General features: G+C 64.6%; 2 protein-coding genes. Both read left to right on the forward strand.

Going from position 1 to position 15,751, the window contains the following annotated elements; all coding sequences use genetic code 11:
* Nucleotides 1–4,440: non-ribosomal peptide synthetase (locus BLU85_RS29815; RefSeq protein ID WP_139208072.1), on the forward strand; the 4,440-nt coding region annotated here is incomplete at its 5' end.
* Nucleotides 4,437–15,751: non-ribosomal peptide synthetase (locus tag BLU85_RS29820; protein ID WP_170847680.1), on the forward strand; the 11,315-nt coding region annotated here is incomplete at its 3' end. The genes BLU85_RS29815 and BLU85_RS29820, both read left to right, overlap by 4 nt.

Raw genomic sequence — 15,751 nt, forward strand, 5'->3', positions numbered from 1 at the left:
TTCGCCTTCGACTTCTCGGTCTGGGAAATCTGGGGCGCGCTGACCCATGGCGGCCGCTTGTTGGTGGTGCCGCAACTGGTCAGCCGTTCGCCGCAGGACTGCTATGCGCTGTTGTGCGAGGCCGGTGTCACGGTGTTGAACCAGACACCAAGCGCGTTCCGCCAGTTGATCGCGGCCCAGGGCGAGAGCGACCGGGGCCACAGCCTGCGCCAGGTGATCTTCGGCGGCGAGGCCTTGGAAACCGGCATTCTCAAGCCGTGGTACGCCCGTGAGATCAATGCCGGTACGCAATTGGTGAACATGTACGGCATCACCGAAACCACGGTGCATGTGACGTATCGTGCGTTGCAAGCGGCCGACGCCCAACTGACCGGTGTCAGCCCCATCGGCAAACGCATCCCTGACTTGCAGTTGTATGTGCTCGACGCCCAACACGAACCCGTACCGGTCGGTGTGGTCGGCGAAATGTACGTCGGTGGCGCGGGTGTCAGCCGCGGCTACCTGAACCGCGACGAGCTGACCGCCGAGCGTTTCCTCGACAACCCCTTCAGCCATGAGCCGAACGCCCGGATGTACAAGACCGGCGATCTGGGTCGCTGGCTGGCGGACGGCAGCATCGAATACCTGGGGCGTAATGACGACCAGGTGAAGATCCGTGGTTTCCGTATCGAGCTGGGCGAGATCGAGGCCGCGCTGGCGGCTTGCGAAGGCGTCAGAGAGGCGGTGGTCATCGCCCGTGAGGACGCGCCGGGGGACCAGCGCCTGGTGGCTTATGTCATCGCCAAGGAAGACGAGCGGCCAGTGGCTGCCGAGCTGCGCACGCAGTTGTTGGGCTCGCTGGCGGACTACATGGTGCCGAGTGCTTTCGTGATGCTCGAAGCCTTCCCGCTGACCACCAACGGCAAGCTGGATCGCAAAGCGTTGCCGACACCGGATCAGTCGGCGGTCGCAACGCGTGAATATGAGGCGCCACAAGGCGAGATCGAAGCCATTCTCGCCACGCTCTGGCGAGAATTGTTGGACCTTGAGCAGGTCGGACGCCACGACCACTTCTTCGAGCTGGGCGGTCATTCGCTGCTGGCGGTCAAGTTGATCGAGCGCATGCGCAACGCCGGGCTGAGTGCCGATGTGCGTGTGCTGTTCGGCCAGCCGACATTGGCTGCGCTGGCTGCTGCGGTTGGCGGACACGCAGACGTTGTGGTACCGGCCAACCTCATTCCCGCTGGCTGCACACGAATCACCCCGGACATGCTCCCCCTGGTCGACCTGGACCAGGACGTCATCGACCGTATCGTGGCGACAGTGCCGGGCGGCGTGGCCAATGTGCAGGACATCTACCCGTTGGCGCCGTTGCAGGAGGGGATCGTTTACCACCACCTCGCCGCAGAGCGGGGTGACCCCTACCTTCAATACATGATGTTCGCGTTCGACAGCGCCACGCGCCTGGACAGGTTTGTCCAGGCGTTCCAGGCGGTCATTGCCCGGCATGACATCCTGCGCACGGGTGTGCTCTGGGAAGGTCTGGCCGAGCCTGTCCAGGTGGTCTGGCGTGACGCACGGCTGGATGTGGAGTCGGTGCAGCTGGATCCGGCAGCCGGGGATATTGCCGGACAATTGCATCAACGGTTCGACCCGCGGCACTACCGCCTGGACATTCGCCAGGCACCGCTGATGCGGCTGGCCTATGCGCGGGATCCGGACAATCAGCGCTGGGTCGGTATCCTGCTGTTCCATCACTTGGTGGACGATGCCACGTCCCTGGCGGTACTGGCGGCTGAAATCGAGGCGTACATGCTCGGCCAGGCACAGTGCCTGCCCGCGTCGGTGCCGTACCGCAACTACGTGGCGCAAGCCCGGTTGGGTGTCAATCGCGAAGCCCACGAAGGGTTCTTCCGCGAGATGCTCGGCGATGTCGACGAGCCGACGCTGCCATTCGGCTTGCTGGACGTGCAAGGTGACGGCAGTGCAATCGAGGAAGTGCGCCAGGACGTCGCGCTCGACCTGAGCCGCCGCGTGCGTACCCAGGCCCGTCAGTTGGGGGTGAGCGCGGCGAGCTTGTATCACCTGGCCTGGGCGCAGGTGCTGGGCGTGGTGTCGGGCAAGGAGGACGTGGTCTTCGGCACGGTGTTGGTGGGCCGGATGCAGGGCGGCGAGGGTGCCGACCGGGCGTTGGGCATGTTCATCAATACCCTGCCGTTGCGAGTCCGCCTGGGGCAGACCAGCGTTCGTGACGGCGTGAAGGCGACCCATGGAAGCCTGACGGCCTTGCTGGCCCACGAGCATGCCGCGCTGGCGCTGGCGCAACGTTGCAGCGGCGTGGAAGCGCCAATGCCGCTGTTCAGTGCCTTGCTCAACTACCGTCACACCACGACGACCGCTTCGGCGCAGACATTGGCAGCCTGGGACGGTATCGAGCTGCTGGGCGGTGAGGAACGGACCAACTATCCGCTGACCTTGTCGGTGGACGACCAGGGCGATGCCTTCAGCTTCAGCATCATGACTCCGGCGCGGATCGGCGCGCAGCGCCTGTGCGGTTATGTCCACCAGGCGTTGCGTCACTTGGTGGAGATGCTCGAACGGACACCCGAGGCACTCCTGCACCAGTTGTCGATCCTGCCAGCAAGCGAGCATGAGCAGTTGCTCGAAGGGTTCAACGCCACGCAAGTCGACTATCCACTGGAGCAGACTATTCACAGCCTGTTCGAAGCCCAGGCGTGGCGTACGCCGGATGCGCTGGCCGTGCTGCACGGCGAGCAGGGCCTGAGCTACCGCGAATTGAACGAGCGGGCCAACCGGTTGGCGCATTATCTGCGCGGACGGGGTGTGACGCCGGATTCGCGGGTGGCGATCTGTGTCGAGCGGAGCCTGGACATGGTGGTGGGGCTGCTGGCGATACTCAAGGCGGGCGGTGCCTATGTGCCGCTGGATCCCGCCTATCCGCTGGACCGCATTGCCTACATGCTCGAAGACAGCGCACCGCTGGCAATCATTGCGCAGACCGGTACGTGCGGGTTGCTGGCTGGCTCTGCGGTTCCGGTCGTCGATCTGGACAGCGACGCCTGGCGGGACCTGTCCAGCGCCAACCCGCCTGCGCAGGGCCTGACGTCGGCACATCTGGCCTACGTCCTCTACACCTCAGGGTCGACCGGAAAGCCCAAAGGTGTGATGGTCGAGCACCGCAGTGTGGTCAACCTGTTGTGTGCCATGGGCGATACCCTGGGCATGACGTCGTCCGATCGGATGCTGGCGCTGACGACTCTGGGTTTCGACATTGCCGGCCTGGAGTTGTACCTGCCGCTGTTGCGCGGCGCGAGCATGGTTGTGGCCACTCGCGACCAAGGGCGCGACGGTCAATCACTGGCGCACCTGATCGCGGCCAGCGGTGTCACCGTTGCCCAGGCCACCCCGGCGAGCTGGCGCATGCTGCTCGAGTCCGGCTGGCAGGGCGCGTCGGGACTGACCGCGTTGTGCGGGGGCGAAGCGTTGCCCGCCGACCTTGCGGCGCGCGTGGCGGCGCGGGTCAAGACGCTGTTCAACGTCTATGGTCCGACCGAAACGACGATCTGGTCGTCGTCGACGCGGGTCCGTGGCCAGGAAACGAGCGACAGTTCGGTCAGTATCGGCCGGCCGATCGCCAACACCCGGTTCTACCTGCTCGACAGTCATCGCCATCCCGTTCCGGTCGGGGTGGCCGGGGAACTCTACATTGGCGGTACCGGTGTGGCTCGGGGCTACCTGAATCGCGATGACCTGACGGCCGAACGCTTCCTCAGTGATCCGTTCAGTGATGCGCCCGATGCCCGGATGTACAAGACCGGCGACCTGGGCCGCTACCTCCCGGATGGCAACATCGAATACCTGGGCCGCAATGATGATCAGGTGAAGCTGCGTGGTTTCCGGATCGAATTGGGCGAAATCGAAACCAGGCTCGCCCAGCACGCGGCCGTGAAGGAAGCCGTGGCGCTGGTGCGCGAAGACGCACCGGGGGAGAAACGCCTGGTCGCTTATTTCAGCGGATATTGGCCAGATGAAACGGCCGACATCGAGGACCTGCGGATACACCTGCAAACCCTGTTGCCGGCCTACATGGTGCCCACGGCCTATGTGCGTCTCGACGCCTTGCCGCTGACGCCCAACGGCAAGCTCGACCGCAAGGCTCTGCCGGTGCCGGATCTGGCCTGCGTCATTACCCGTGGTTACGAAGCGCCCGTGGGCGAGACCGAAATCACTCTGGCGCAACTGTGGGCCGAGGTGCTGAACGTGGAGCGCGTCGGCCGTCACGATCACTTCTTTGAATTGGGTGGGCATTCCCTGCTGGCCGTCAGCCTGATGGAGCGGATGCGCCAGGAAGGTATGGAAGCGGATGTGCGCGCGCTGTTCGAGCAACCCACGCTCGCGGAGTACGCGGCAATGACAGAAAAAATGGAGATTGTCCTGTGAGTGTGATCGAACTGTTGGCGACCCTGAAAGAAAAAGACGTTCAGCTTTCCATCAAGGGCGATCAGCTCGTGGTCCGAGGCCGCAAGCAGTCGTTGAGCGAGCCTGCGGTCCTGGCGTTGTTGCGCGAGCACAAAGCCACATTGATCGACCTGATCAAGACCGGGCAGTACGATGCGGCCAATGCCGGCGAACCGGAGGTACCCGCCAACCTTATCCCCGAGGGTTGCGTATGCATCACACCGCAGATGTTGCCGTTGGTGACGCTGGACCAGCCGGCCATTGATCGAATCGTCGCCACCGTGCCGGGCGGGGCGGCCAACGTCCAGGATATTTATCCCTTGGCACCGTTGCAGGAAGGCATCCTGTATCACCACCTGACGGCCGCCCAAGGCGATTCCTATGTCTTGCAGGCGCGCTTCGCCTTCAGCCATCGTGGGCGCCTGGCGGATTTTATCGATGCCCTGCAGAGCGTGATCGATCGGCACGATATCCTGCGCACGGCCATCGTTCGCGAAGGCCTGGCAGAGCCGGTCCAGGTGGTCTGGCGGCGGGCCCGGCTGGGTGTAGAGGACGTCAGTGCCGAGCTCGCCGTGGGCGATGTCATGACGCAACTGCAGGCGCGATTCGATCCAAGGCAGCATCGACTGGACGTCAGCCAGGCGCCGCTATTGCTGATGGTCTGCGCCCACGACCCGGTCAATCAGCGCTGGGTTGCCATGCTGCTGTTCCATCACATGGTCCTGGACCATGCGGGACTGGCAGTGGTGCAGCACGAGATGCAGGCCTGGCTGACAGGGCAGGGCGATCAACTGGGGCCCGCGGGCCGTTATCGCGACTATGTCGCACGCACACGACAGGCCAGTCAGCGTCAGGCCGATGAGGCGTTCTTCAGCAAGATGCTGGGCGATGTCGACGAACCGACCCTGCCCTTCGGCCAGCAGGATGTGCTGGGCGACGGCAGTGACGTCGAAGAGCATCACCTGGCGGTGATGCCGGCGCTCGGCCTTCGCCTGCGTGGACAAGCCCGTCAGTTGGGCGTCAGCGCGGCGAGCATCATCCACCTTGCCTGGGCCCAGGTACTGGGCGCCGTATCCGGCCGTGAAGACGTCGTATTCGGCACAGTGATGCTGGGGCGCATGCAGGCTGGTGAAAGCATGAGCCGCTCCCTGGGCATGTTTATCAATACCTTGCCGCTGCGGGTGGATGTGGGCGCCCAGGACGTTCTCGACGGGGTGAAAAACACCCACCGCTGGCTGAGCGCGTTGCTCGGTCACGAATACGCGTCCCTGGCCCTGGCGCAGCGTTGCAGCGGCGTGGCCGCGCCGGCGCCGCTTTTCAGTGCGTTGCTCAATTATCGCCACAGCGTTGGCGCGGCGACCCAGGTGTTGCCGGAGCAAGCCCTTCTCGCCTGGGAGGGGATCGAGAGCCTGAGCGCGCAAGAGCGCACCAATTATCCGCTGGTGCTGTCGGTGGATGATCACTCCGACGCATTCGCCCTGACAGTGCAGGCCACCCCGGGAATCGATGCGCAACGTATCTGCGAGTACATGCACGCCGCCATCGAGGGCTTGGTCACGGCATTGGAGAATGCCCCCCAAACGCTGATCAACAGTCTGTCGATCTTGCCGCCGACCGAGCGCCAGCGCGTGTTGCAAACGTTCAACGACACAGACCGCGCCTATCCGCGGGAACAGTTGATCCATGCCTTGTTCGAGGCCCGGGTCGAGGCCTGCCCGGATGCGCTGGCGGCGGTGCAATCGGGACAGAGCCTGACGTATCGGGAGCTGAACAAAAAGGCCGACGCCCTGGCGGGGTATCTGCTCGGCCTTGGCGTCCAACCGGGCGACACCGTGGCGATCCTGCTACCACGCTCCCTTGACCTGCTGATCAGCCAGTTGGCGATTCTCAAGTGCGCGGCGCTCTACCTGCCGCTGGACATCAACGCCCCTGCCGAGCGTCAGCAGTACATGCTCCAGGACAGCGGCGCCGTGCGGGTGTTGACCCACGCCGCCGAAGCCCTGGACGCAGGCGTGCGGCGGGTGGACCTGGACACCCTCGACCTGCCTGGACAGCCGGCCTTTGACAGGCCGCCGGCGTTCTCGAGCGAAGCCGTGGCCTACATCATGTACACCTCGGGCTCCACCGGCACGCCAAAGGGGGTGCTGGTGCCGCACCGGGCCATCAGCCGGCTGGTGCTCAACAACGGCTATGCCAACTTCAACGGGCAGGACCGCGTGGCGTTCGCCTCGAACCCGGCATTCGATGCCAGCACCCTCGAAGTCTGGGCACCATTGCTCAATGGTGGTTGCGTGGTGGTGGTCGAACAGGATGTCCTGCTGTCCCAGGCGCGTCTCGCCGGATGGCTGACCGAACAATCGGTGAGCGTGTTGTGGCTCACCGCGGGCCTGTTCCACCAGTACGCGGCGGGCCTGATGCCGGTATTCAGGCAACTGCGCTACCTGATTGTCGGCGGCGACGTGCTCGATCCGGCCGTTATCGCGCGGGTCCTGAAAGAAGGCGCGCCGCAACATCTGCTCAACGGCTACGGCCCGACGGAGGCGACAACCTTTTCCACCACTTACCGGATCGAGGCAGTCGGCGAGGGCAGCATCCCCATTGGTCGCCCCTTGGGCAATACGCGGGTCTACCTGCTGGATTCGCAGCGTCGACCCGTGCCCCATGGCGTGGCCGGTGAGCTGTACATCGGTGGCACCGGGGTCGCCAAAGGCTATCTGAACCGACCGGACCTGACCGCGGAAAAATTCCTGTCCGACCCGTTCAGCCAGCAGCCGCAGGCCCTGATGTACCGCACCGGTGACCTGGGGCGGTTCCTGCCAGACGGCAATATCGAATACCTGGGGCGCAACGATGGCCAGGTGAAGATCCGTGGTTTCCGCATCGAGCCGGGAGAGATCGAGGCCCGGTTGACCCAACATGGTGCGGTGAAAGAAGCGGCGGTGCTGGTTCGCGAAGAGATGCCGGGAGAAAAGCGTCTGGTTGCCTATTTAACCCTGCACCGGCCTGATGACACAGTGGATATCGAGGCGCTGCGCGCTCACCTGCAAAGCCACCTGCCGGACTACATGGTGCCCGCCGCCTATGTGCGGCTGGATGCCTTGCCGTTGACGCCCAACGGCAAGCTCGACCGCAAGGCATTGCCGGTACCGGACCAGGCGTCGTTCCTGGCACGCGGTTATGAGGCACCGGTGGGTGAGACCGAAATTGTCCTCGCCAGGTTATGGAGCCAGGTGCTCAATGTCGAACGCGTCGGGCGTCATGATCATTTTTTTGAGCTGGGCGGTCACTCGCTGCTGGCCGTCAACCTGATCGAGCAGATGCGCCAGGTTGGCCTGAGCGCCGACGTGCGTGTGCTGTTTGGCCAACCGACCCTGGCGGCGCTGGCCGCGGCGGTGGGCGGCGGCAAGGAAATCCGTGTGCCGGCTAACGCCATCGCCGCGGGCTGCGAGCGAATCACTCCAGACCTGCTGCCGCTGGCCACGCTGGACCAGGCGGCTATCGACCGCATTGTCGCCACGGTGCCGGGCGGTGCGACCAACGTGCAGGACATCTACCCGCTGGCGCCATTGCAGGAGGGCATTCTCTACCACCACATCTCGGCGCAGCAGGGCGACCCCTACGTGCTCCAGGCGTTGTTCGCCTTCCACAGCAAGGCGCGTCTCGAGGCGTTCGTGCAAGCCTTGCAGGGCGTCGTCGATCGCCACGATATCCTGCGCACCGCGGTGTTGTGGGAAGGGCTGGAGCAGCCGATGCAGGTGGTCTGGCGCCAGGCGCCGCTGAGCGTCGAAGAACTGACCCTGGAAGACCCTGACGATGACGCGGTGACCCGGCTGCACACACGTTTCGATTCTCGCTATCATCGTCTCGATATCCGCCAGGCCCCGCTGATGTGCCTGAGGTTCGCCCATGAGCCGGCCAATCAACGCTGGGTAGCGATGCTGCTGTTCCATCATATCGCCCTGGACCATACCGCACTGGAAGTGGTGCAGCAGGAAATGCAGATGCACCTGCTCGGCCAACAGGACCAACTGGCCGTGGCCATGCCGTACCGCAACTATGTGGCGCAGGCGCGCCTGGGGGTCAGCCAGGAAGAACACGAAGCATTCTTCCGCGAAATGCTTGGCGATGTCGACGAACCGACGTTACCGCTGGGTTTGCAACAGGTCCAGGGTGACGGCAGTGGTATCGAAGAAGCCAGGCTCGATCTCGACGCCGACCTGAGTCGACGCCTGCGGGTCCACGCGCGTCAGCTGGGCGTAAGTGCCGCCAGCCTGCATCACTTGGCGTGGGCGCAGGTGCTCGGGCGGTTGTCAGGGCGCGAGGACGTGGTCTTCGGCACCGTGCTGATGGGCCGGATGCAGGGCGGCGAGGGCGCCGACCGCGCCCTGGGGATGTTCATCAATACCTTGCCGTTGCGAGTGAAGCTCGATGAGCAAAGCGTGCAGGACGGGATCACCGCCACCCATGAGCGACTGACTGCGTTGCTCGTCCACGAACATGCCTCGCTGGCCCTGGCGCAACGTTGCAGCCGCGTGACGGCCCCGGCCCCGTTGTTCAGTGCGCTGCTGAATTACCGGCACAGCGCCAGTGCCGGCGTCTCGGCCGAGGCCACGACAGCCTGGCAGGGTATCCAGACCCTGAGCAGCGAAGAGCGTTCGAACTATCCGCTGACCCTGTCGGTGGACGACCTGGGTGAGGGTTTCACACTTAGCGCCCTGGTGTTGCAAGGCGTGGGGGCGGCACGCATCTGCGGGTACATGCACACCGCGCTCGAAAGCCTGGTGCAGGCGCTGGAGCAGTCCGCGCATACGCCGCTCACCCGTGTGGAGGTCCTGCCACAGAGCGAACGCCAGCGGTTGCTGGTCGATTTCAACGCCACCCGGCGCGCCTACCCCGAGGAGCAAACCGTGCTGGCGCTGTTCGAAGCCCGGGTCACCCAGGCCCCGGACGCGATTGCTGTCGCCCACGGGCCCCGGCAAATCAGCTACCAGACACTGAACGAGCAGGCGAACCGCCTGGCCCATCATCTGATCGGGCTCGGCGTGCAGCCGGACGACTGTGTCGCGATCCTGCTGCCGCGCTCGATCGACTTGCTGGTCAGTCAGTTGGCAATCCTCAAGTGCGCGGCAGCCTATGTGCCACTGGACCGCAATGCGACCCAGGAGCGCCAGCGCTTCATGCTCCAAGATTGCCGTGCGTCTTGCCTGCTGACCCTCAGTAGCGAGCCGGTGCCTGCGGGCGCGTGTCGCGTCGACCTGGACCGGCTGCAGGAACAGGGACCGGTTCACAACCCGGGGTTTGCGCAGTCCAGCGAGGCGATTGCCTACATCATGTACACCTCGGGCTCGACTGGTCAGCCCAAGGGCGTGCTGGTACCGCACCGGGCAATCAACCGGTTGGTAATCAACAACGGTTATGCCGATTTCAACGAGCACGACCGGATCGCCTTCGCCTCCAATCCGGCGTTCGATGCCAGCACCATGGACGTGTGGGGTGCGCTGCTCAACTGCGGGCAGGTGGTGGTGATCGACCATGAGACCCTGCTCGAGCCTGCATGTTTTGCCCAGGTATTGAAAACCTCGGGGGCCACCGTGCTGTTCGTGACCACGGCGATCTTCAACCAGTACGTGCAACTGATTCCGGAGGCCATCGGCGGTCTGCGCATCCTGTTGTGCGGTGGCGAGCGCGCCGATGTGGCGTCTTTCCAGCGTTTGTTGCAGTTGGCGCCGACGCTGCGGCTGGTGCACTGCTATGGTCCGACCGAGACCACCACCTATGCCACGACCCTGGAGGTCAAGGCCGTGGCCGAGGATGCGCAGAGCGTGCCCATCGGCGGACCGATTTCCAATACACAGGTGTACGTGCTCGATGCCCATCGACGACTGGTGCCCCAGGGGGTGGCCGGTGAAATCCATATCGGAGGCAAGGGCGTGGCGAAGGGATACCTGAACCGCCCGGAGCTGACCGCGGAAAAATTCATCGCCGATCCATTCAGCCAGGAGCCCGGCGCGCTGCTGTACCGCACCGGCGACTTGGGTCGCTGGTTGCCGGAGGGCAGCCTGGAATGCCTGGGTCGCAACGACGACCAGGTGAAGATCCGCGGTTTCCGCATCGAGCTGGGCGAGATCGAGGCGAAACTGGTCACCTGCGACGGTGTGCAGGATGCGGTGGTCATGGTGCGGGCCGATGAACCGGGCGAGAAGCGCCTGGTGGCCTACGTCGTAGCGCAGCCGCAGGTTACGCTGAGCGTGGCCGGGTTGCGCGAGCAACTGTCCGCGACCCTGGCCGAATACATGATCCCCGGGGCCTTTGTGATACTGCCGACCTTGCCCCTGACGCTCAACGGCAAGGTAGACCGCAAGGCATTGCCCGCGCCGCAGGCCGAAGCCTACGCGAGCCAGGCCTATGAGGCGCCGCAGGGAGAAATCGAACGGACCCTGGCGGACCTGTGGGCCGAGTTGCTGAAGGTGGCGCGGGTTGGTCGCCACGATCATTTCTTCGAACTGGGCGGCCACTCGCTGCTGGCGATGAGGCTGATCGAGCGGATGCGCCAGGTCGGCCTGGCGGTGGACGTGCGGGTCTTGTTCGCCCAGCCGACGTTGCAGGCATTGGCCGCCGCGGTGGGCGGGCATCGTGACGTCGTGGTGCCGGCCAATCTGATCGGCGACAGTTGCCAGCGGATCACGCCGGACCTGTTGCCCCTGGTGGTCCTGGATCAGGAAACCATCGACCGGATCGTGGCGAGCGTGCCGGGTGGCGCGGCCAATGTCCAGGACATCTACCCGCTGGCGCCCTTGCAACAAGGCATTCTTTATCACCATCTGGCGGCCGGAGAGGGTGACCCGTACCTGCTCCAGTCGCAATTTGCCTTTGACCATCGCGACCGTCTCGAGGCATTCACACAGGCGCTGCAGCAGGTCATTGACCGTCACGACATCCTGCGCACCTCAATCGCCTGGGAAGGGCTCGACGAGCCAGTGCAGATCGTCTGGCGCAAGGCGCCTCTGGTGCTGGAGACGGTCACGGCGGACCCGCTGGCAGGGGATGTCGCCGGGCAACTGCATGAGCGCTTCGACGCCCGGCATTACCGGCTGGACCTGCACCATGCGCCCATGCTGCGCCTGGTTTGCGCCGAAGATGCGGTGAATCGGCGCTGGGTGGCCACGCTGCTGTTCCACCACACGATCCTGGACCACACGGCGCTGGAGACGCTGGTACACGAGATGCAGGCCTTCCTGCTGGACCGTGGTGGTGAGTTGGGCTGCGCGATGCAATACCGCGACTACGTGGCGCTGGCCCGTCTGGGCATCAGCCAGCAAGCCCATGAGGCTTTCTTCCGTGACATGCTCGGCGACATCCTGGAGCCGACGCTGCCGTTCGGCCGACAGGATGTGCAGGGCGACGGCAACGGCGTGGAAGAGGTGAAGCGGGTGCTGGCGCTGGAGTTCTGCCGTCGTCTTCGAGGACAGGCACGCCAATCGGGTGTTAGCGCGGCGAGTCTGATGCATCTGGCATGGGCGCAGGTACTGGGCCGCATCAGCGGTCGCGACGATGTGGTCTTCGGTACCGTTCTGTTGGGACGGATGCAAGGCACGGAAGGGGCCGACCGCGCCTTGGGCATGTTCATCAATACGCTGCCCTTGCGAATAAGCCTGGGCGGGCAAACTGCACGCGAGGGCGTCAAGGCCGCGCACAAGCAGCTCACCGGGCTGCTGGGGCATGAGCACGCTCCATTGGCGTTGGCCCAGCGCTGCAGCGGTGTGGCGCCCCCTACGCCGCTGTTCAGTGCCTTGCTCAACTATCGCCATAACGCCGTGACGGCAGTGGCTGGCGCAGCGTTGGCATGGCAGGGCATCGATACCCTTGGCGGCGAGGAGCGTACCAATTACCCACTCTCGCTGGCCGTGGACGACGAGGGTGAAGGTTTCAATCTGGTGGTGCAAGCGGCTTGCGGGATCGACGCGCAACGCGTCGTTGAGTACATGCAAGTCTCGATCGAAAGCCTGGTCGACGCCCTGGAACAGGCCGCGGATACACCGCTGTCCGCGCTGCCGGGCCTGCCTGCCGCCGAGCTTCGACAGTTGCTGGAAACCTGGAATGACACCCGCGTGGCCTACCCGCTGGAGCAGACCATCCATCAACTGTTCCAGGCCCGGGTCCAGGCCTTCCCCGACGCCGTGGCCGTGGTTTGCGGCGACCGGCAACTGAGTTACGTCGAACTGAACGGGCAGGCCAATCGGCTGGCTCATCACCTGCGGGCGCTGGGCGTTCGCCCGGATGATCGGGTGGCGATCTGTATGGAACGCGGTCCAGACCTGCTGGTGGGGCTGCTAGGCATTCTGAAGGCAGGAGCGGCGTATGTGCCGCTGGACCCTGCTTACCCGAGCGATCGCCTGGCTTACATGCTGCAAGACAGCAAGCCGCTGGCGTTGCTGGTGCACACCGCGACCCGTGACCTGTTGACCCATGACGGGTTGACGACCATTGACCTCGACGGTACTGCCTGGCGAGACCAGCCGACCTTCGATGTGGCCGTTGCGGGGTTGACCTCGGCGCACCTGGCCTATGTGATCTACACCTCGGGGTCGACCGGCAAGCCGAAGGGGGTCATGGTCGAGCACCACAGCGTGATCAACCTGCTGTGCGCGATGCGCGACACGCTGGGCATGACCGCTGCCGACCGGATGTTGGCGTTGACGACTTTGGGGTTCGACATCGCCGGCCTTGAGCTGTACCTGCCGCTCATCTGTGGTGCCCGGGTGGTATTGGCTTCCCGTGACCAAGGGCGCGACGGTCAGGCGCTTGCCGGGATGATTGCCTCCAATGGCATCACCTTCGCTCAGGCCACGCCGGCCAGTTGGCGCATGTTGCTCGAATCGGGCTGGCAGGGGGCCCAGGGGCTGATCGCGCTGTGTGGTGGCGAAGCCTTGCCCGCTGAGCTTGCCCAGCATGTGGCGCAGCGGGTCAAGACGTTGTTCAACGTTTACGGACCGACCGAAACCACAATCTGGTCATCGTTCACCCAGGTCGAGGCACGCGCGACGGATGGCAGCCAGGTCAGTATCGGCCGTCCCATTGCCAACACCCGGTTCTACCTGCTCGACGCCCATGGCAGGCCCGTGCCCGTCGGCGTCGCGGGTGAGATTCACATCGCGGGCGCCGGCGTCGCCCGGGGCTACATGAACCGCGACGACCTCACCTGCGAGCGTTTCCTGGCGGATCCATTCCGCCCCGAGACCAACGCAAGGATGTATCGCACCGGCGATATCGGCCGCTACTTGCCGGACGGTCGGATCGACTATCTGGGCCGCAACGACGGGCAGGTCAAGATCCGTGGCCTGCGCATCGAACTGGGCGAAATCGAAGCGGTGCTGGGTGCTTGCCCGCAGGTGAGCGAGGCGGTGGTGATCGTGCGCGAGGACTCACCCGGCGAGAGGCGTCTGGTGGCGTACTACAGGGCCCGGGCCGATCAGGATATAACGGCCGAAGCGCTGCGGGCCCTTGTGCTGGAGCAATTGCCTGACTACATGGTGCCCGTGGCGTATGTCCCGCTGGAGACAATGCCGCAGACCCCCAATGGCAAGCTGGATCGCAAGGCCCTGCCTGCGCCTGGCTCGGTTGCGATGGCGGTGGATCGCTATGAAGCGCCACGGGGGGATATCGAACCGGTGCTGGCGCAGATATGGCAGGAACTATTGGGTCTGGATCGGGTGGGTCGTCATGATCGGTTCTTTGAATTGGGTGGACATTCGCTGCTGGCGATGCGGTTGATCGCCCAGGTACGTCAACGTTTGGGCGTGGAGTTGGCACTGGGCGAACTCTTTGATCGTGGGCAATTGAGCGAGCTGGCGCAGGCCGTGGCCGGTTCGGGGCGCAGCACGCTGCAGCCCGTTGTGCCGGTGTCCCGCGATGAGCCGTTGCCGCTGTCCTTCGCACAGCAGCGCTTGCTGTTCCTGACACGGGTCGAGGGGGCCAGTTCGGCCTACCATCTTCCTGTGGCGCTGCGCCTGACGGGGGATCTGGACCGCAATGCGCTGCAGCGTGCGCTGGACCGGATCGTGGCGCGTCACGAAGCGCTGCGCACCACCTTCGTATTGCAGCCGGAACAACCGGCCCGGCAAAGTATCGCGGCAGCGGACAGTGGCTTTGCCTTGCGCACCGTGGATCTGTCCGCCCACGCCGAGGCGCAGGCGCAATTGCATGCGCTGGTCGAGCAGGAAGGCGGCGAGCCCTTCGATCTCGAACACGGTCCGTTGATCCGTGGGCGACTGATTCGCCTGGCGGAGCGCGAGCATGTGTTGCTGGTGACGATGCATCACATTGTCTCGGATGGCTGGTCGATGGGCGTCCTGACCCGGGAACTGGTCACTCTCTACGAAGCGTTCCGCCAGGGCCAGGACGACCCGCTGCCGGACCTGCCGGTGCAGTACGCGGACTATGCCGTCTGGCAACGCCGCTGGCTCAGTGGCGAGGTGCTTAAGCAGCAGGGCATCTGGTGGCAAGCCGCGTTGGCCGATGCGCCGGCGCTGTTGACGCTGCCTGCCGACCGTCCTCGTCCGGCGCAGCAGAGTCATGCCGGTGCAAGCCTTCCGGTCGTCTTCGATGAAGCGCTGACAGCCGATCTCAAGGTGTTGAGCCACCGCCACGGTACGACTTTGTACATGACGGTGCTGGCCGGTTGGGCGGCGGTGCTTGGTCGCCTCTCGGGGCAGGATACGATCGTCATCGGTTCGCCGACGGCCAACCGTCGGCGCGTGGAGGTCGAGGAACTGATCGGGTTCTTCGTCAACACCCTGGCCGTGCCCATCGATGTGTCGGGCCGACCGAGCGTGCAGACGCTGCTGCAACGGGTAAAGGCCCAGGCGTTGGGGGCCCAGGCCCATCAGGACCTGCCGTTCGAACAGGTGGTCGAGCTGGTCAAGCCGGTGCGTAGCCTGTCCCATAGCGCGGTGTTCCAGGCCATGTTGTCCTGGCAGAACACCGAGCGCGTCGAACTGACCCTGCGTGACCTGGTATTGGAAGGCCTGCCTTCCACGAGACGTACGGCGAAATTCGACGTGTCCCTCGACCTTGGGGAGGCCGATGGGCGTATCCAGGGGGCGTTGGAATATGCCACGGCGTTGTTCGACCAGGCGACCATGGAGCGTTACCTCGGCTATCTGGAACGCATGTTGCGGGCGATGGCGGCGGATGCCCGAGTCGCCATCAGCGACATCGTGCTGCCGGACGATGCCGAACGTCGCCAGCTGGAATGTTTCAATGCCACGCAAGCACAGTACCCACTGGAACAGAC

Source organism: Pseudomonas sp. NFACC14, from assembly GCF_900106885.1.
In the GTDB taxonomy this organism is placed as follows: Bacteria; Pseudomonadota; Gammaproteobacteria; order Pseudomonadales; family Pseudomonadaceae; genus Aquipseudomonas; species Aquipseudomonas fluorescens_AA.